This is a genomic window from Streptomyces sp. NPDC001070, from assembly GCF_053598835.1.
In genome coordinates, this window is sequence record NZ_JBSFLB010000039.1 from 1 (window position 1) to 17,349 (window position 17,349).

General features: G+C 71.1%; 17 protein-coding genes and 3 pseudogenes. 7 read left to right on the forward strand and 13 right to left on the reverse strand.

Features of this window, described 5'->3' with window-relative positions:
• A pseudogene (locus ACWDAS_RS34940) lies at positions 1-171 on the forward strand (ketol-acid reductoisomerase); the annotation flags it as partial.
• Positions 164-676, forward strand: a complete 513-nt coding sequence (locus ACWDAS_RS34945) for an MEKHLA domain-containing protein (protein WP_450398881.1) — start codon at positions 164-166, stop codon at positions 674-676. The pseudogene ACWDAS_RS34940 and the gene ACWDAS_RS34945, both read left to right, overlap by 8 nt.
• A gap of 92 nt (positions 677-768) precedes the next feature.
• Here the strand turns inward: ACWDAS_RS34945 and ACWDAS_RS34950 are convergent, their stop codons facing one another.
• Complete coding sequence (locus ACWDAS_RS34950) at positions 769-2,091, reverse strand: epoxide hydrolase family protein (RefSeq protein WP_450398882.1); 1,323 nt, start codon at positions 2,089-2,091, stop codon at positions 769-771.
• 573 nt (positions 2,092-2,664) lie between these two features.
• Between ACWDAS_RS34950 and ACWDAS_RS34955 the strand changes: the two genes are divergently transcribed.
• On the forward strand, positions 2,665-3,162 hold the full coding sequence (locus ACWDAS_RS34955) for an SRPBCC family protein (RefSeq protein WP_450398884.1): 498 nt from the start codon (positions 2,665-2,667) through the stop codon (positions 3,160-3,162).
• The gene (locus tag ACWDAS_RS34960) at positions 3,159-3,668 is read left to right on the forward strand and encodes a DinB family protein (protein ID WP_450398886.1); all 510 of its coding nucleotides are present in this window, start codon (positions 3,159-3,161) and stop codon (positions 3,666-3,668) included. The genes ACWDAS_RS34955 and ACWDAS_RS34960 overlap by 4 nt, the downstream gene beginning before the upstream one ends.
• A gap of 31 nt (positions 3,669-3,699) precedes the next feature.
• Here ACWDAS_RS34960 and ACWDAS_RS34965 read toward each other — a convergent pair.
• The 4 genes and pseudogenes from ACWDAS_RS34965 to ACWDAS_RS34980 all read right to left on the reverse strand — a co-directional run.
• Positions 3,700-3,855 (reverse strand): annotated as a pseudogene (locus ACWDAS_RS34965) (IS630 family transposase); the annotation flags it as partial.
• A 105-nt stretch (positions 3,856-3,960) separates the two neighbouring features.
• Positions 3,961-5,835: a TerD family protein gene (locus tag ACWDAS_RS34970; protein WP_450398887.1), complete on the reverse strand. Its 1,875-nt coding sequence runs from the start codon at positions 5,833-5,835 to the stop codon at positions 3,961-3,963.
• Positions 5,836-5,884: 49 nt separating this feature from the next.
• The gene (locus ACWDAS_RS34975) at positions 5,885-6,328 is read right to left on the reverse strand and encodes a DUF3761 domain-containing protein (protein WP_450398889.1); all 444 of its coding nucleotides are present in this window, start codon (positions 6,326-6,328) and stop codon (positions 5,885-5,887) included.
• A 313-nt stretch (positions 6,329-6,641) separates the two neighbouring features.
• Entirely contained in the window at positions 6,642-6,785 is a 144-nt protein-coding gene (locus ACWDAS_RS34980) for a hypothetical protein (RefSeq protein ID WP_450398891.1), read from the reverse strand.
• A gap of 385 nt (positions 6,786-7,170) precedes the next feature.
• On the opposite strand from ACWDAS_RS34980, the gene ACWDAS_RS34985 reads away from it, so the two are divergent.
• On the forward strand, positions 7,171-7,560 hold the full coding sequence (locus ACWDAS_RS34985) for a winged helix-turn-helix transcriptional regulator (RefSeq protein ID WP_450398892.1): 390 nt from the start codon (positions 7,171-7,173) through the stop codon (positions 7,558-7,560).
• Positions 7,561-7,575: 15 nt separating this feature from the next.
• On the opposite strand, the gene ACWDAS_RS34990 is transcribed toward ACWDAS_RS34985, so the two are convergent.
• The gene (locus ACWDAS_RS34990) at positions 7,576-8,679 is read right to left on the reverse strand and encodes an NAD(P)-dependent alcohol dehydrogenase (RefSeq protein WP_450398893.1); all 1,104 of its coding nucleotides are present in this window, start codon (positions 8,677-8,679) and stop codon (positions 7,576-7,578) included.
• 166 nt (positions 8,680-8,845) lie between these two features.
• On the opposite strand from ACWDAS_RS34990, the gene ACWDAS_RS34995 reads away from it, so the two are divergent.
• The gene (locus tag ACWDAS_RS34995; protein ID WP_450398894.1) at positions 8,846-9,715 is read left to right on the forward strand and encodes a helix-turn-helix transcriptional regulator; all 870 of its coding nucleotides are present in this window, start codon (positions 8,846-8,848) and stop codon (positions 9,713-9,715) included.
• Positions 9,716-9,750: 35 nt separating this feature from the next.
• On the opposite strand, the gene ACWDAS_RS35000 is transcribed toward ACWDAS_RS34995, so the two are convergent.
• The 5 genes from ACWDAS_RS35000 to ACWDAS_RS35020 form a co-directional block, all read right to left on the reverse strand.
• A complete protein-coding gene (locus ACWDAS_RS35000) occupies positions 9,751-10,830 on the reverse strand; it encodes a sensor histidine kinase (RefSeq protein ID WP_450398896.1) in 1,080 nt (359 codons plus the stop codon).
• Complete coding sequence (locus ACWDAS_RS35005; RefSeq protein ID WP_450398898.1) at positions 10,823-11,518, reverse strand: response regulator transcription factor; 696 nt, start codon at positions 11,516-11,518, stop codon at positions 10,823-10,825. Before ACWDAS_RS35005 ends, ACWDAS_RS35000 begins: the two co-directional genes overlap by 8 nt.
• 45 nt (positions 11,519-11,563) lie before the next feature.
• Positions 11,564-12,274, reverse strand: coding sequence for a VanZ family protein (locus ACWDAS_RS35010; protein ID WP_450398899.1), 711 nt, complete (start codon positions 12,272-12,274; stop codon positions 11,564-11,566).
• Positions 12,275-12,375: 101 nt separating this feature from the next.
• Positions 12,376-12,615, reverse strand: coding sequence for a hypothetical protein (locus tag ACWDAS_RS35015; protein WP_450398901.1), 240 nt, complete (start codon positions 12,613-12,615; stop codon positions 12,376-12,378).
• 43 nt (positions 12,616-12,658) lie between these two features.
• On the reverse strand, positions 12,659-13,282 hold the full coding sequence (locus ACWDAS_RS35020) for a TetR/AcrR family transcriptional regulator (RefSeq protein ID WP_450398902.1): 624 nt from the start codon (positions 13,280-13,282) through the stop codon (positions 12,659-12,661).
• Positions 13,283-13,378: 96 nt separating this feature from the next.
• Here ACWDAS_RS35020 and ACWDAS_RS35025 point away from each other — a divergent pair, with 96 nt between their 5' ends.
• A complete protein-coding gene (locus ACWDAS_RS35025; protein WP_450398903.1) occupies positions 13,379-13,999 on the forward strand; it encodes a hemerythrin domain-containing protein in 621 nt (206 codons plus the stop codon).
• Between the two features lie 164 nt (positions 14,000-14,163).
• Here the strand turns inward: ACWDAS_RS35025 and ACWDAS_RS35030 are convergent.
• Positions 14,164-15,287 (reverse strand): annotated as a pseudogene (locus ACWDAS_RS35030) (enolase C-terminal domain-like protein).
• The gene (locus tag ACWDAS_RS35035; protein WP_450398905.1) at positions 15,284-17,098 is read right to left on the reverse strand and encodes a thiamine pyrophosphate-requiring protein; all 1,815 of its coding nucleotides are present in this window, start codon (positions 17,096-17,098) and stop codon (positions 15,284-15,286) included. Before ACWDAS_RS35035 ends, ACWDAS_RS35030 begins: the two are co-directional and overlap by 4 nt.
• Positions 17,099-17,349 lie beyond the last annotated feature (251 nt).

Sequence of the window (17,349 nt, forward strand, 5' to 3'; positions counted from 1 at the left end):
AAGGTCCTCGCGGAGATCCAGGACGGCTCCTTCGCCAACAACTGGATCGCCGAGTACAACGCCGGCCTGCCGAAGTACAACGAGTACAAGAAGGCTGACGAGAACCACCTGCTGGAGACCACCGGCAAGAAGCTGCGCAAGCTCATGAGCTGGGTCGAGACCGGTGACTGACGTCCCGTCCGGCCAGCCGCCGTACGCAGCCGCCGGGCAGGCCGATCCCCGCAGGGACCCCTGGTTCTCCGCACTCCTCCTCGACAGCTACCGACGCCTGGTCGGGGTCAGCCTGTGCCCGCCGGTGTGGGCGTCGCCCTCCGAAGCCGCCACATGGCTCTACGAGGACGCGCCGTTCGGACTGCTGGCCCACGACACCTCGGCCGACCCGCTGTTCGTCTACGCCAACCGCACCGCACAACGGTGCTTCGGCTACACGTGGGAGGAGTTCATCGGCCTCCCGTCACGGCTGTCCGCCGGGCCGGACGCCCAGCACGACCGCGAGACGCTGCTGGCGGCGGTGAACGAGCGCGGCTACGCCGACGGGTACCAGGGTCTGCGGCGGCGCAAGGACGGACGGATCTTCCGCATCGAGGACGTCTGCATGTGGAATCTCACGGACACCGGTGGAGCACACCACGGGCAAGCCGCCGTGTTCCGCACGTGTTCATCCGCCGATGCGTGAGAGGTCCGTCGGATCCGGACTGCCCGTCAGATGACCGGGCGCGGCGTACGACTGTGCCCATCGGGGCCGCCCGGTGGGCACAGTCCCGACCGTCACTTACCGGGGGTTCCGGGGTGGCGCAGCATCGAGAACGCGGCCCGGAGTTCCCTGGTGAAGATGTCCGGCACCTCCCAGGCCGCGAAGTGACCGCCGCGAGGAGCCTTGTTGTAGTAGATGAGGTCGTGGTAGGCGCGTTCGGCCCAGCTGAGCGGCGCCTGGTAGATCTCGCCGGGGAACACCGTGATGGCGGCGGGGATGGAAACCGACACGGCGTTGAAGTTGTTGGCGTTGTTCTCCCAGTAGAGGCGGGAGGAGGAGACGGCGGTGTTGGTGAGCCAGTAGAGGCTGATGTCGTTGAGGATCTCGTCCTTGGTGAGCACCCGCTGCGGGTCGCCGTCGCTGTCGGTCCAGGCGGCGATCTTGTCGTACATCCAGGCGGCCAGCCCGGCGGGGGAGTCCGTCAGCCCGTATCCCTCGGTCTGCGGGCGGGTGACCATCATCGCGGAGTAGCCGGAGCCGGTCTTGTAGAAGGCGTTCAGCTTGTCGTAGGCGGCCTTCTCGTCGGGGGACAGGCCGGGCGGGGTCGGGTCGCCGCAGGCGAGCTTCTTCGCGATGTCCGGCGGCACGGTGGCCGGCATGTTGACGTGGATGCCGATCAGCCCGGGGGGCTTCTGCGCCGCCATCTTGTCCGACACGACCGCTCCCCAGTCGCCGCCCTGTGAGACATAGCGCGTGTACCCCAGACGCTGCATCAGCACGGCCCAGGCGCGCGCGATGCGGCTGGGGTTCCAGCCGGTGGTCGTCGGCCTCTCCGAGAAGCCGTAACCGGGCATCGAGGGGATGACGAGGTGGAACGCGTCCTGGGCGCGGCCGCCGTGCGCCGTGGGGTTGGTGAGCGGGTCGATCACCTTGAGGAATTCCAGGACCGAGCCCGGCCAGCCGTGGGTCAGGATCATCGGCAGCGCGTCCGCGTGGCGGGAGCGGACATGGATGAAGTGGATGTCGAGCCCGTCGATCCTGGTCTTGAACTGCGGCAGGGAATTGAGCTTCGTCTCGATCTTCCGCCAGTCGTAGTCGCTCCCCCAGTAGCGGGTGAGCGCCTGCATCGTCGCCAGTTGGACGCCCTGGGACTGGTCGGGGACGGTCTCTCGGTCGGGCCACCGCGTCGCGTTGACGCGTCGGCGGAGTTCGGCGAGATCCCCTTCCGGGATGTCGACACGGAAGGGCCGGATGCCCGTGGCCTCCTGCGCCCCCGTCTTCGGCGACTCCGGCTTCCGGGAGATCATGCTGAAGGCCCCCGTGGTCGCCGCGGTCATCGCGGCGGCGGAGGTGAGGAGGAGCTTTCGCCGAGAAAGCAGACTGGAAATGTCGGGCATGGCAGATCTCCGGTCGTCCCGTGTTTCCCGGTAGGGAAGCCTCGTTCGCGTACGCGCCCCTCATCGGCGACGTCCCGAAATGCAGCACGAGATTTCCGCGGCCCAGGGGTGCGGGGCGACACAGCGGAGCCGATGTCCATTGCGAGGGCTTTGTGACGATACGAGACGCTATGTGCGGTCCTGTCACCCTGCAACCCGGGATCCGGGCCCGGGACTCAGTCCGGGTTCACGAGACCTTCCGAATCACGGACAGGGCGAGGTAGAGGAAGGTCCCGTCACCGAAGAACGACGTGGCGCTGACCGGCTTCGAGGACTCGCGGTTCGTGCGGCCACCACTCCGCCACTGACCGGCCGAGGGCGGCAGACGCTGGAGATGTGCCGCACGCCGGCGTGTGCACCGTTCGAAGGAGATCGCCGCGCACCCGACGGCATGTGGTGCCGGCGGCAGAACTGATTCGGTGGGACTGTGCGCAGGGCGAGCCTCGTACGGGCTCGGCCGGGCGATGTCGTACCCCCGGTGTAGCGTCCGGGCCGTAGTCAGGTTCATGTTCTGCGGTTGACGGAGGCGCGTGGATGGTGATTACCACAGGCGAACCCGTGGTGGCGGTGTCCCGGCGCATCAAGGCCCCGGCGGGGGACATCTTCCGGATCCTGGCCGACCCTGGACGGCACCCGCACCTCGACGGCTCGGGGATGCTGCGAGGCTGCGTCCGCGACGCCGTGATCTCGGGCGTCGGGGACGTCTTCGTGATGCGGATGCACTATGAGCGCTACGGCGACTACGAGATGAACAACCACGTCGTCGAGTACGAGCCGGACCGCCGCATCGGCTGGGAGCCGAGGCCCGGCCGCGGGCACCCGGACGCCACCGCGCCCGGGGCCGCATGGGGCCACCGGTGGATCTTCGACCTGCTCCCGGACGGGGCCGGGGCGACGGTCGTGACCGAGATCTTCGACGGTTCGCGCATGCCGGAGGGCAAACGCGCGGAAGTGGACAGCGGGCGCGCCTGGTGGCAGACGCAGATGGCGAGCACCCTGGAACGCCTCGCCGAATCGTGCGCCGCCCGGTGAGCGCCGAACTCGGCGTCCTCAAGGGCGCTTTGGACCGCCAGCGCGAGCACGTCGTCGGGATCCTCGAAGGGCTCTCGGATGAGGATTTGCGGCAGCCGGTGCTGTCCAGCGGCTGGAGCTGTCTGGCATTGGTGCGCCATCTCACCGTGGATGTCGAACGCTTCTGGTTCCCGGGGGTGATCGCGGGTGAGCCGGATGTGGCGGGACAGCTCGCGGCGGGCGCGGAGGCGCACTGGTACGTACCCGAGGGGATGAGCGCCGAGGAGGTCTTCGCCGACTACCGGGCGGCCATAGCGCGCTCGAACGCTGTACTCGACGCCGCCGCGCCCGAACAGGAGCCCGCCGCCTGGCCCGTGGAGATCTGGCCGACCTGGCGGCTGCCTGACGTGCGGCACATCCTGATCCACGTGCTTACCGAAGTCGCCTGCCACAGCGGCCACTTGGACGCGGCGCGCGAACTGATCGACGGCACCACCTGGCTCGGCGGCAACCCCTACGCCGGCTGATTCTGTGACCGGATGAGTTTCGCCGGGTTCCTCAGGCCCCGGTGGCGAGGGGGCGTCCGCCGCAGCGGATGCCTTTCTCGCTGCGGATGCGGGCGCGTTCGCGGCGCCGGGCGGCGAGGACGCCGGGGTGGCGGCCGTTGGCCTTGCGCCGGCGCAGGTAGGCGTGCAGAGCGCGGGTCTGTGTGGTCACGGACAGGCCCAGCCACCACACCCCCAGCAGTCGGATCGGACGACACGCCATATCCAACAACCGCTCCGACCACCAACTCGGTTGGCCTTCCTGGTCAGAGCACTATTCGACGGCGACTCCATGGGCACGGGCCAGCGCGTCGAGGCCGTCGGCCCAGCCCTGGCCGATGGCGCGCAGCTTCCAGACAGGCCGGCCGCCGCTGGTGTGCCGGTACAGTTCGGCGACGACCATGGCCCGGATGCCGGGGTCGGCGGGTGGCTGGAAGGTCCAGGCTTGGCCGGTCGCGCAGTCCATGTACAGGGCGGCGTGGGTGAGGGCGCCGCAGGTGAGGCCGGTGTCGACGTCCATGTTGACGGCGATGGTGACGCGCTGGATGTGCGGGGGCAGGGCGGCGGGGTGGAGGGCCGCGCGCTCCACCGTGTGGGGGCCTTCGGCCTGCTTGCCCAGGAGGCGGGCCGCGCCCTGCGCGCCGGATGGCTGGTTGTAGAAGACGAAGTCGTCATCGCGGGTGACCCGGCCGTCCGCGTCGGTGAGGAAGAGGGTGAGATCGGCGTCGGCCCCCGCGAAGCTGAACGCGATGAGCATTCCCTGCCAGGCCTCTTCGGGCAGGACCAGGTTCTGTCCCGGGGTGAGCGCGGTCGCCGGGGCGTGGACCGGCGCGGCGGGAGCATGGGCGGGTGTCGGGGGAGCGGTGGCCGGCGCCAGGGGTGTGGTGGTCTGGTTCCTCCACTCGGCGAAGGGCCGGATCCGGTAGGGGTCCGGCGGGGGAGCGGCGTGCCCGCCGGGCACGTTGGCGCGGAGGTCTGTGTCCAGGTCGGCCAGGGTCGCGTCAGCGGAGGCGGCGTCGTCCTGGGCGTGGTCGAGAAGGCTCTGCAGGCCGGGCAGCCGACTGGTGTCCAGCGGCTTGATGCTGCTGGACAGGTTGCCGGAGGCGGTGGTGGTGACCGAGCAGGCGACGTCCTGGCCGATGTCGAGGAACCGCAGAGCGTCGTTCGTCTCCCGCCAGGGGCCGGCTTCGACGGCCTGGCGGGTCCAGCGGCCGTAGGCCACGAACCCGAGCCGCTGGGTGTCCGGCAGGCGGGTGAGGACGGCCAGGTCGACGGCGGTGATCCCGGGTGCGGTGGCGAAGGCTTCCTTGAGTGTGGCGACGATGTTCGACCCCATGGAGGTGAGCCACCACAGGGTGCGTTCCCGCTTGCCGAGCGCCTTGAGGGTGGGGCGCCCGCCGGAGGTGACGCCGGCCGTCTGGTCCGGCAGCGAGTCGATGTCCTGCTGCCGGATCACCACGGACAGGACCGACCCGTCGACGCCCACCGCGCAGCCCGCGGCGGGGTTGTCGGCGAAGGCGTAGTTGACCACCTCGCACACGGTCTCCTCGTCGTTGCCGGTCAGGGCCCGCCACCACTGATCCGCCTCGGCGATCAGCCGGCCGTGGACGGCGTGCAGGCGAGCCTCCTCCGCGGCGAGGTAGCACGGGGCGTCCTCCTCGGCCTTGCGCTTGGCCACCGCCCGTTCGGCGCGGGCGAAGACCCCCAGTCCGGCAAGGTGGTGGGCCTGGGCTTCGGCGAGGGCCCAGGCCAGTCCCAGCTGCGGCGGCCCCGGCACCACCGGCGGCTGCACCGGCGTGAAGGACTGCAGGTGGACACTGGTCGTCTGCCGCCGTAGCTCCCGCAACTGTGCGATCGCCGCGTCACGTTCCGCCTCCTGCTGCGCCCGCTCGGCCTGCCGGCGGGCACGGTCCAGCTGCGCCGGCGAGGGGGCGACAGCCCGCGAGCGGGTCGTGCGGCTCGTACTGGTGCGCCGGCGTCCCCCGCCGAGCGAGCTGGAGGCGTAGAACGGGCCGACCCCGGAGGAGAGCCGCGTGCCCCCGCCGCCCACTGTGATGCGCGCCGCCCGGGGCCCCACGGACGTGCGCACGCCCCGGGTCGAGACCCGTACGCTCATCCCCGGCACGCCCACACGAAAGCCGAAAGCCATGGTTCCATTCCGTCCTTGATGCGACCGGGGTCCGCCGGCTCCGCTCCTGCTACCGGTAGAAGACCGCGACGCCGTGGTGGTGGGAGCACGCGCCCTGATGGTGGGCGGCGTAGCTGTACGTGCCGTCGTTGCACAGAGCGGTGGCCCCGGCAGGGTGGGACGTACCGCCGCCGGAACTCGAGGAGCCGCCTGAAGACGAGCCGCCGCTGCTACCACCCGCGGAGCCGGAACCCGATGTATGGCTCGCCTTCGAGACGGGCTTGGCCTTCTTGGTCACGGTGACCGTCGGATGCGGCGTGGCCGTCCTGGTCACGGTTACGGTGGGAGCCGGAGCGGCCGTCTTCGTCGCGGTCGCCGTCACGGTGACCGCAGGGCGCGGAGGGGAACCGGCGGCGCTGGAACCCCCGCTGCCGAACGCGGCGCCCACCACAAGCAGCGCGACACCGCCGGCCCACACGCGCTTGCGCTGGTACAGCGGGCGGATATCGGGCATGCGGACAGGCTCGGGCGGACGGACCGACCACTGCGGTCCCGGCTGGTACTGGCTCACGTGACGACCCCCACGACGTACACCGGACCCCCTTGTCCGGACAGTTGAGGACTTTACAATTTCTCCCCACCTAGCACGCAACTCCGTTACGAAATCGGGATCGCTCATCGGCTTGGACAGCGGCCTGCCTGACGAGTTCGGCCGGCGCAGCGAGCCGCGTCAGCTCCGCCGTGTTCCTGACGACGGCGCGCCAAGGTGCGCGCGCGATCGAGTGCCGCCGGGTGCACGTCCCGCACCCCGGTCCCGCGCGTCAACGTCACGCCCGACGACGGGAGTCGCGAGCCGTGACCGTCACCGCGACCACGGCGGTCGGCGCCACGAAGACCCCGAAGGCGGTGAACGCCCCTCTCGGGCCGAGCCACGACTGCGCCGCGCCGACCGCCACGATGGGAACGCTCACCGCGACATAGGCGGGGGCATCGCTCCTGGTAGAGGCCGTAGAGCAGGGAGGGTGGGCTGCTCGCCGCCATGGCCGCGAACACGATCGTGGTGATCGTCGCGAACCCCCGTGCGCTCCCCGGAGCCACCGCCTGCCCCGTCTGCGCCGTCTGCGGCGGCTTCAGGTCCTCCGTTGTCCGTGTCGTGTCTCGGGAGGCGTTTGTACACGTGGTCCTCGGTGATCGTGGTGTGCCGTCGGGCGCGCCGTACGGCGTCGGGCCGGGGCGCCGGGTCTGCTCCCAGGCCGCGGCGCCCCGGGGGCTGCTTCCAGGGCAGGCTCTTCCTGGTACCGGCGTTACCAGGTACGACGCACTCCCGGGCGGGCGCCCCGGGCTACGCTCCGAGGGGTGACAACCGGATCCGGTGAGATGAACAGCCCCCAGCGACTGCAGCCACTGCGCCTTGAGCGCGCCTCGGTCCACGACGACGCGTGCCCGAGTTTCCAGGGTGCCCTCGAACTGGTCGGACGCCGATGGACGGGGTCGATCCTCTTCGCGGCGTCCCAGGGCGCGCGCCGCTTCGGTGAGTACCGCGCCGTCATCATCGGCATCTCCGACCGGTTGCTGGCCCAGCGGCTGAAGGAGCTCGAGGCCGAGGGCCTCATGGAGCGCTCCGTCATTCCGAGCACCCCCGTGCAGATCCGCTACGGGCTCGCCCCGGACGGCCAGGCGCTCCTGGCCGCCCTGCAGCCGCTGGTGCACTGGAGCGCCCGGCGCTCAACCCGCCGCGCCGGATAGCGGGCGGGCGGCCGCTCAGGCGGCCGCGGCCCGCTCGTGCCCCTCCCGCTCCGTGGACGGGTCCGGGTCGGAGGGGCCGAGAGTCGAGACGTCGATGACGAACCGGTAGCGCACGTCGCCCCGGTCCAGGCGCTCGAGAGCGTTGTTGACCTGATCCGCGGGCACGGTCTCGATGTCCGCGACGATGCCGTGCCGAGCGCAGAAGTCGAGCATCTCCTGGCTCTCGCGGATGCTGCCGTTCTTCGTGGAGGTGATGATCCGCCGCGGGTTTCCGAGCAGTATGCCCTGGAAGCCGGCGGGCTCCGCGGTGACGCCCGCGTTGACCAGCACGCCGTCCAGGCCCAGGAGCGTCAGGAAGGCGTTGGTGTCGATGCCGCCCGACACCGTGTTGACGATCAGGTCGAAGCTCTGCTCGTGAGCCCGGATGTAGGAACCGTCCTTGGTGGAGACGTAGTTGTCGGCTCCGAACCGCAGTCCGTCCTCACGCTTGGACAGGCTCCGGCTGAGCACGGTGACCTCCGCGCCCATCGCGTGTGCCATCTTGACGCCTATGTGCCCCAGACCGCCCATGCCGACGACGGCGACCTTCCTGCCCGGTCCCGCGCCCCACCGGCGCAGTGGCGCGTACATGGTCACCCCCGCGCAGAGCAGCGGCGCGGCGACGTCCAGTGCGAGCCCGTCGGGAATGCGCAGGACGTAGTTCTCGTCCACGACGATCCTGCGGCTGTAGCCGCCGAAGGTGGGCTGCTTGTCGTAGTCGAGCCCGCCGAACGTGAGGACCTCGCCCTTCAGGCAGTGCTGCTCCTCGCCCGCGAGGCAGTTCACGCACTCGCGGCAGGAGTCGACGTAGCAGCCGACACCCACCCGGTCGCCGACCGTGTGCCGGGTGACCTCGGGGCCGGTCGCGCTGACCGTCCCGGTGATCTCGTGGCCCGGCACCATGGGGAAGACACCCTCCATCCAGTGGTTGCGCAGGAGGGCGATGTCGGTGTGGCAGATGCCGGTGTAGGCGATGTCGATGACGACGTCGTGAGGTCCCGGCTCACGGCGCTCGATGGTGGCGGGCGCCAGGGGCGCGTCGGGTCCGGCCGCGGCGAGGGCGGGAACGAGGAAGGGCATGGGGGTCTCCTGGTGGGGGGAAATCGCGGATCGACGGGAACTTCCGTCTCCGACTCCACCAGGCGCGGGGCCGCCGGCGAAGAGGCATCGTGGCCGCGCTGAGGGTGCTACTCGCAGAGCCACCTTCGGCGCCCCGGGGCGGCGGGTCTGGGCTATACCTGGGGGTATGGACGCTGAGAGGGCCTTGCGGGACTTCCTCGTCTCCCGCCGGGCGGCCGTCGACCCCGGGCAGACGGGGCTGCCCGTCGGCTACGGCAGCCGCAGGGTGCCGGGGCTCAGGCGTGAGGAGGTCGCGGCACTCGCGGGCGTGAGCGTGGCCTACTACACGAAGCTGGAACAGGGGCGGATCGGCCGTATATCCGAGGAGGTCCTCGCCGCGGTGGAGAGGGCCCTGCAGCTCGACCAACTCGAGTCCGCACATCTTCGAACGCTGGTTCGAAACGCCGGGAGCCGGCCCACCCCCTCGACACCGCCCCCGGTGAAGGCCAGGCCGGGCGTCGTCGCCATGGTGCACGCCCTCGATCTGCCGGCGATGGTCTACGGGCCGCGTCTGGAAGTGCTGGCGGTGAACCACACGGCCAAGCTCCTCGTCGACGACTTCGACGCCATGCCGGTCCAGGAGCGCAACCTCGCCCGGTGGACGTTCCTCAATCCCCGGGCCAGGACCGTCTACCCCGAGTGGTCCAAGATCGCGCCGCAGGTCGCCGCGGCGCTGCGCCAGGTCGCCGCCGACCGGGCGGCGGACCCCGTCCTGGAGCAGCTCGTGGGGGAAATCGCGGTGGCGTCACCGGACTTCGCGCGGTTCTGGGCGGAGTACCGGCTGTACGAGCACTCGTACGGGGTGAAGCGGTTCTTCAACGAGACCGTCGGTGAGATGACCTTGCACTACGAGACGATGGCCTTGCCCGGGGGAAAAGGTCAGAGCGTCGTCGTCTTCAGAGCCGACCGCGGCTCCCCGTCGGAGGAGAAGCTGCGCATCCTGGCCAGCTGGAACGTGCCCTCGGACGAGGACGCCGATCGTCACGTCCGCCCGTAGCCGACGATCCGGTGGCCCCCGCTCGGGGAGGACGCCTACGGCGTGCCGGGAAGCCTGACCGTGACGAGTAGACCGCCGGCGGGGCGGGGGACGAGGTCGAGGGTCCCGCCGTGGGCGCGGACCACGCTGTGCACGATGGCCAGGCCGAGACCGACGCCGGCGTGCTCGTCGGTGCGTACGCGTTCCGTTCCGCGCCGGAAGGGTTCGGTGAGGGTCGGTACCAGTTCCGGTGGGAGCCGACGACCCGTGTTCTCGACCCGCAGCACGCCCGTGTCGCCGTGCGCCTCGGTGTGGACCGTCACAGTGCCGCCGGCGGGGAGGTTGTGGACGACGGCGTTCTGGACGAGGTTCGTCACCATCCGCAGCAGGAGCTCCGTCGAGCCGCTGGTCCGGGCCGCCCCGCCGGTGACGTCGAGCGTGATCCGGCGCTGTTCGGCGAGGGGCAGCAGCGTTTCGGCGGCTTCTTCGGCGATGAGGGAGAGGTCGACGCTCTCGCGGGTGAAGGTACCGCTGTCGCCGCGGCTGAGCAGCAGGAGGGCCTCGGTGAGGTCGATCGCCCGGGTGTTGACAGCGTGCAGGCGCTCGACGAGTTCACCCCGGTCCCGCGTGGGGTCCTTGCGGGCGACGTCGAGGAGCGTCCGCGAGATCGCCAGCGGGGTGCGCAGTTCGTGGGAGGCGTTCGCGGCGAACCGCTGCTGCTCGGCGACGTGGGACTCGAGTTGTTCCAGCATCGAGTCGAACGCGTCGGAGAGTTCGCGGAATTCGTCCCGGCGGCCCTTCATGCGGATCCGGTGGGACAGCGACCCGTTCCCGGCCGTCCGTGCCGCATCCGTGATCTGTGTGAGTGGTGCGAGCATCCGGCCGGCGAGGATCCATCCCCCCAGGAGGCCGAACACGAGCAGGAAGACCATCGCCACGGCCGCGGCGGGGGCGAAGGTGTGCACCAGGAGGTAGCGGTTGGGCGAGATCCCGAGAAGGCCCCGCGAGTTGTCGGGCACGTAGCGCAGCAGGAAGCCCCACACCACGGCCAGCAGGAGAGCGCCGGCGACGGCGAGGAATCCGGCATAGCTGAGGGTGAGTTTCAGCCGGGCGCTGAGCCCGGGGCGTCTACGCATGCGTACCGCCGGGGGTGCTGGTGCCCGTACCGGTGTCGATCCGGTAGCCGACGCCGGGCACCGTGGCGATGACCCATGGTTCGCCGAGCCGTTTGCGCAGTGCGGAGACGGTGATCCGCACGGCGTTGGTGAGGGGGTCGGCGTTCTCGTCCCAGGCCCGTTGCAGCAGCTCTTCGGCGCTGACGACCCCGCCCTCGGCGGCGACGAGGACTTCCAGCACGGCGAACTGTTTGCGGGTGAGCGCGACGTGGCGTCCGTCGCGGAAGACCTCCCGTCGGAACGGGTCGAGCCGCAGGCCCGCGATCTCGCGGACCGGGGGCCGGGCGTACGCGCGTCTGCGGTCGAGCGCCCTCAGCCGCAGGACGAGCTCCCGCAGCTCGAACGGTTTGGTGAGGTAGTCGTCGGCGCCGAGCCCGAACCCGGAAGCCTTGTCGTCGATCCGGTCGGCAGCGGTGAGCATGAGGATCGGGATGCCGCTGCCGGAGGCGACGATGCGCCGGGCGACCTCGTCGCCGGAAGGGCCGGGGATGTCGCGGTCGAGGACCGCGAGGTCGTAGGAGTTGACGCTGAGCAGTTCCAGGGCGGAGTCACCGTCGCCGGCGATGTCGGCGGCGATCGCCTCCAGCCGCAGACCGTCACGGACGGCTTCGGCCAGGTAGGGCTCGTCCTCCACGATCAGTACGCGCATGCCGGAAGCCTAGGCAGCGCAACATATCGTCCGCGTATGCGCGGCTCAGCCTACCGGTGCCGGCGCGGGGTGAGGCCGGTCCGACGGCGCTTCCGCCGTAGTGCGCCACCAGCGGCGGGACGCCAGCCCGGCCAGCACGGCGCCTGCGGCGTTGACCAGTACGTCGTCCACGGACGACACCCGGTCCAGCCGCAGGACGTACTGCGCGGTTTCGACCAGGACCGAGCAGCCCGCCCCGAGCGCCAGGATCCGCGGCACGGACGCCAGCGCCGGGAACCGCACCGGGGCGAAGAACCCCAGCGCCGCGAAAACCAGCAGGTTGCCGACGATCCCGAGCGGCCCCATCGTGACCAGGTCCCGCAGCGGTACCAGGCTCACCCGGGCTGGGACGGTGCCGGCCCCGCCGCCCGGCATCATGGTCATCCACAGGAACGGCAGCGTCCCGTGGACCATGCCCACCTCGGCCAGCGACTTGCGCCACGCCCACGCCGATGTGACGCCGGCGGCACGCCGACGGCGCGCCAGAGCCCACACCACCAGCGCGGCCAACGGCAGCGCGACCAGCGTCATGAGCACCACACCGTTGAACGTGTCGAAGCAGCCGTGCCACCGCCCCGCCATGCACATCGGAGCGGACATCATCAGCGGCCCCCGCGCGACGAACGCGGCGCTCGCCACGCCGAGGATCACCAGACCGAGGAGCACGATCCTGCGCGTGCGGCGGGGCGGTGCCGCCAGGGATGCGTCGTGGTTCATGCCCCCATTGGAGACGCAGGGCCGTTGCCGTGGCGTATGCGATTTTCGATACGCCCGCGATACGCGGATCCCCGGAATCGAGGAACCGGCTCAGCCGGCAGTCAGATGGTCCCGCCGCCGGTGATCGCGCCGGCCCGGTCACCGCAGGTGCTGGACGACTCGTCCGTGAACATCGCGCTGCCCAGCATCCGGGACGAGCTCGCCGTCACGCCCGCACCTCTGCCCTGGACCGTGAACGCCTCAAGGCTGACAGGCTGTACGCCCACGTCGAAGCGGAAGCGGCGGGACGGCAGTATCGAGGCCGGTGCGGCGCTGAGCACCTGCGCCGCGGAGTCGCGCACCCCACATCGCGGACGCGCTGCTGGAGCGCCTGCCGAAACCGTCTCAGGACTCCTTCAACAGCGCCTGGCTGGCGGAGCGGGTGATCCAGGTCTGGGTGCGGTCGAACGGCCAGCCGCGCTCGCCGACGAGCGTCATCCAGGCGTGCGGGCCGAGGTGGAACCAGAGCAGGTCGACGGCCTCGGCGCGACTCACATCGGCGCGGAGCGCGTCCAGCGCCACGAGGCGGTCGGCCACCCGGGTCAGCGCCTGGACGTAGTCGTCCGCCCCCTTGTCCAGCACGGCCTTGACGGCCGGTTCCCCGGGCGGGTTGCGGTAGAAGAGCCCGTACACGAGCTCCCAGTGGCGTTCGTGCGTGAGCCGTGTGCCCTCGGCGGTCAGCTCGATCACGGCCCGTGGGTCGTCCCGGGACTCGACCGCGGCAAGGGACTCGGCGATGGCGGGGTCCGTCAGGGCCGGCTCCAGCAGGGCCGTCAGGATCTTCGGCTTGTTCCCCACGCTGCTGTACACCGTGGGCACGGCGACCTTCGCCGCGTCCGCGATCTCCCCGATGGTCACCCCGGCGTACCCGTGGGCCAGGAAGAGCGCGTGGGCGCTGCTCAGGATGGAGTCGCGAGTGGCGGCCGCCGAGGTGGCGCGGAGGGGTGAGTGGTATTTCCGGCTGGTCACGGGCGCAGTGTACCCCTTCACGGTAAGTCATTATATTGACAATAAGTGCTTCTAATGAATATGTTGCGATGCATGAACCATTTCGACCATGAGCCAGTGGCAGTCATCGAGACCCGTCTTGCCCATGAGGTCCACCGCGTGGCCACCGCCCTGCTGGCAGAGGCGGCCGTCAGCCCCTCCGCGCCCCTGAGCGCGCTGGCGCAGCTGCGTGACTTCCTCGTGGTGAACCTGCGCCACCACCACGAGACCGAGGACGAGGACCTGTGGCCGCAGATCGTCGCGGCGGCGCCGGCCACCGCGGACGCGCTCAAGGAGCTGAGCAAGGAGCACGAGCGACTGGACGAGGCACTCGACCGGCTCGCCGCCGTCGAGCTGGGAGACGGCGGGACCGACGGAGTCCGGGGCACGCTCCACGATGCGGCGGTCGCGGTACGCGACACGGTCCACAGCCATCTGGCCCACGAAGAGCCCGTCCTTTTCCCCGCACTGCGCGAGCACATCAGCCCCGAGTACTGGGCGGCCTTCTCGCAGCGCGTGATCACCACCACGCCGCCCGTGGCCGGACACCTCATGATCGGTTTCCTGGACGAGGTGGGCACGGCCGAGGAGGTCCAGCTCATGCTCGCTGTCCTGCCCGAGCCCGTGCAGGCGGTCCTGCCCGCCATGCGCCGGCAGGCCGCGGACGATCTCTGGAGCCTGCGCGGCGTCGGGGCGTGACCTCGCTCCCGCCGGATCGGGCCGGGTGGCCGTACGCCGCGTGAGCCTTCGCGCAGGCGGGCGGCCTGGCCGCCGGGCTTCTCCAGGAGGGGTGCGCCGGGTGTCCCGGTGGCGCTCGGCGACCGCGCGCCCGGGACGTGAGCCGCGGCCGCCCGGCCGCGGTCTCAGCCCACCCGGTACGGCTCCGCCCGCTCGTCTCGGAACACCAACCCCAGGCCGGGTGCCCCGTCGGTGCCGGGAGCGATGGTGCCGCCGCCGGGGTCCAGGGTGCCGTCGAAGAACATCTCCTCGATCCGCACGTGGTCGTGGAACCATTCCAGGTGCCGCAGATTCGGTGCCGCCGCGGCCGCGTGCGCGTGGACGTGCGGGGCGCAGTGCCCGGAGAGGTCCACGCCGAAGGCGTGCGCCAGGGCGGACACACGCAGCCAGGCAGTCAGGCCGCCGCAGCGGGTGGCGTCGGCCTGCAGGCAGTCCACCGCCGCGGCCCGGAGCATGTGCCCGAAGTACGGCAACGTGTAGCCGTACTCGCCCGCGGCCACCTCCGGCACGATCTGAGACCGCACCTGCGCGAGGGCCGTGAGGTGGTCGGAGGAGACGGGCTCCTCGAACCAGGTGACTCCCAGATCGTGCAGAAAACGCGCCACCTCGACGGCCTGTTTGACGCCGTAGGCGCCGTTGGCGTCGACGAACAGCGCCGCCGCGTCGCCGATGCTGCGCCGCGCCCGGACCAGGCGGTCGCGGTCACGGTCCTCTGCCGTGCCCCAGGACTGGCCGATCTTGATCTTGACGCGGGGGATGCCCTGTTCCTCGACCCAGCCGCGCAGCTGCCGGTCCTGCCGTGCGTCGGCGTACGTGGTGAACCCGCCGCTGCCGTAGACCGGGACCTCGCTCCTCACCTGCCCGAAGAGCCGCGCGAGGGGCAGGTCCAGGAGCCGGGCCTTGAGGTCCCACAAGCGACGTCCACCGCAGAGACGGCGCCGGCGACCAGGCCGGGCAGGCCCACGTTGCGCACCGCCCGGCACATGGCCTCGTTGGCCGCGGGCACGTCCCAGGCGCTGGTACCGGTCACCAGCGGTGCGAGCTGCCCGGTGACGACCTGGGCGGTGGAGGGAGCGCCGTACGTCCAGCCGATCCCGGTGGCGCCGCCGGAGCGTACCCGGACGAGGACGAGGGTGGTGGCAGCCCAGGTCAGGGTGCCGTCGCCCTCGGGCGCGTCGGTGGGCACCGTGTACGCCGCCGCCTCCACGGCGTCCACCGGCGGCGCGCCGCCCGAAGCGGTTGGGTTCACTGCTCGCCAGGGCCGTGGCCGTGGCGACCCCGGCCGGGCAGCATTTCCTGCACCTTGGCCTTGAAGCCCTGCCGGACCATGGCGGCGCGGTCGGTGTCCCCCTTGAGGACGGACGCGGCCGCGGCCTCGATCTGGTCCAGCGTGGCGTGCGGCGGGATCGGCGGAACGGCGGGGTCGGTGCGGAAGTCCAGAACGAAGGGCCGGTCCGCGGCCAGTGCGCGCTGCCAGGCGTCCTCGACCTCGCCGGGCTTCTCGACCCGGAGGCCGTCCAGGCCGATCGAGCGGGCGAAGTCCGCGTAGGCGACGTCCGGCAGGGACTGCGAGGGCAGGAACTGCGGGGCTCCGGACATGGCGCGCATCTCCCAGGTGACCTGGTTGAGGTCGCCGTTGTTGAGGACGGCGACGACCATCCGCGGATCGGACCAGTCCCGGTAGTACTTGGCGGCGGTGATGAGTTCGGCCATGCCGTTCATCTGCATCGCGCCGTCGCCGACCAGGGCGATCGCGGGCCGGTCCGGGTGGGCGAACTTGGCGCCGATCGCGTACGGCACGCCGGGTCCCATGGTGGCGAGCGTCCCCGACAGGGAACCGCGCATGCCGCCGCGCATCCGCAGGTGCCGGGCATACCAGTTGGCCGCGGAGCCGGAGTCGGCGGCCAGGATGACGTCGTCGGGCAGCAGCGCGTCCAGGGCGTGCACGACGTGCTCGGGGTTGATGGGGTCGGCCTCGACTCCGGCGCGGCGCTCCATCACCTCCCACCAGCGGGCGGTGTCCTTCTCGATCTTCTTGCGCCAGCTGCCGTGCTTCTTGCGTTCCAGCTTCGGCAGCAGCCGCGCCAGTGTGGTCCTGGCGTCGCCGACGAGGTTCACCTCGAAGGGGTAGCGCAGGCCGACCATGAACGGGTCGATGTCGATCTGGACCGCGCGGGCCTTGCCGAACTCCGGCAGGAACTGGGTGTAGGGGAAGCTGGAGCCGATGACCAGCAGGGTGTCGCAGTCCTGCATCAGCTCGTAGCTGGGGCGCGTGCCCAGCAACCCGATCGCCCCGGTGACGTACGGCAGTTCGTCCGACAGCGCGTCCTTGCCGAGCAGCGCCTTGGCGACGCCGGCGCCGAGGGTGTCGGCCAGCTGCTCCACCTCCGGCCGTGCGCCGCGCGCCCCTTGGCCGATGAGTACGGCCACCTTCTCGCCCGCGTTGAGCACCTCGGCCGCCCTGGCGAGGTCGGCGTCGTCGGGGACGGGGGCGAAGGAGGGCATGCCCAGACTTGAGGGCACCATCTTGAACGCGTGCTGCGGCGGGGAGTACTCGAGCTCCTGGACGTCCGCCGGGATGATCACCGCGGTGACGGTGCGCTTCGCCGCCGCCACCCGCACGGCCCGGTCGATGACGTTGGGCAGCTGCTCGGGGACGGTCACCATCTCCACGTACTCCGAGGCGACGTCCTTGAACAGGCTCAGCAGATCCACTTCCTGCTGGTAAGAGCCGCCCATGGCGCTGCGGTTGGTCTGCCCGACGATCGCCACCACCGGTACGTGGTCGAGCTTGGCGTCGTACAGGCCGTTGAGCAGATGGATGGCGCCGGGGCCCGAGGTGGCCGCGCAGACGCCGACCCGGCCGGAGAACTTGGCGTAGCCCACCGCCTGGAAGGCGGCCATCTCCTCGTGCCGGGCCTGGACGAACTTCGGCTTGTTGCCCGCCCGGCCCCAGGCGGCCAGCAGCCCGTTGATGCCGTCACCGGGATAGGCGAAGACGTGGTCGACGTCCCAGTCCCGCAGCCGCTGCAGAACGTGGTCGGACACCTTGATCGACACGGGGGAGTCCCCTTCCTGTTCTCGGCTTCAACGTTGTCGGTTGCTCCGCACCGCGACGGCGGCCGCGGCCGCGAGTACGACGGTGCACACGGCGGTGGCCAGCAGCCGGCCGTCCCGGGGCGAGGCGGCGGGACGGTCGAGGAGCCCCTCCGGCCGCCTGTCGGGGAGCGTCCCGTCCAGGCCGAGCGCCGGCGCTTCTGCCAGGTGCATGGCACGCCGGCCCGTGCCGCCCTGCTCGATCTGGGTGCGGC

Coding starts and splice junctions, on each gene's coding strand:
- ACWDAS_RS34950 (WP_450398882.1), bottom strand. CDS start 2,091: ATGCCCGACATTTCCAGTCTGCTTTCTCGGCGAAAGCTCCTCCTCACC.
- ACWDAS_RS34955 (WP_450398884.1), top strand. CDS start 2,665: ATGGTGATTACCACAGGCGAACCCGTGGTGGCGGTGTCCCGGCGCATC.
- ACWDAS_RS34970 (WP_450398887.1), bottom strand. CDS start 5,835: ATGGCTTTCGGCTTTCGTGTGGGCGTGCCGGGGATGAGCGTACGGGTC.
- ACWDAS_RS34975 (WP_450398889.1), bottom strand. CDS start 6,328: ATGCCCGATATCCGCCCGCTGTACCAGCGCAAGCGCGTGTGGGCCGGC.
- ACWDAS_RS34990 (WP_450398893.1), bottom strand. CDS start 8,679: ATGCCCTTCCTCGTTCCCGCCCTCGCCGCGGCCGGACCCGACGCGCCC.
- ACWDAS_RS34995 (WP_450398894.1), top strand. CDS start 8,846: ATGGACGCTGAGAGGGCCTTGCGGGACTTCCTCGTCTCCCGCCGGGCG.
- ACWDAS_RS35000 (WP_450398896.1), bottom strand. CDS start 10,830: ATGCGTAGACGCCCCGGGCTCAGCGCCCGGCTGAAACTCACCCTCAGC.
- ACWDAS_RS35005 (WP_450398898.1), bottom strand. CDS start 11,518: ATGCGCGTACTGATCGTGGAGGACGAGCCCTACCTGGCCGAAGCCGTC.
- ACWDAS_RS35010 (WP_450398899.1), bottom strand. CDS start 12,274: ATGAACCACGACGCATCCCTGGCGGCACCGCCCCGCCGCACGCGCAGG.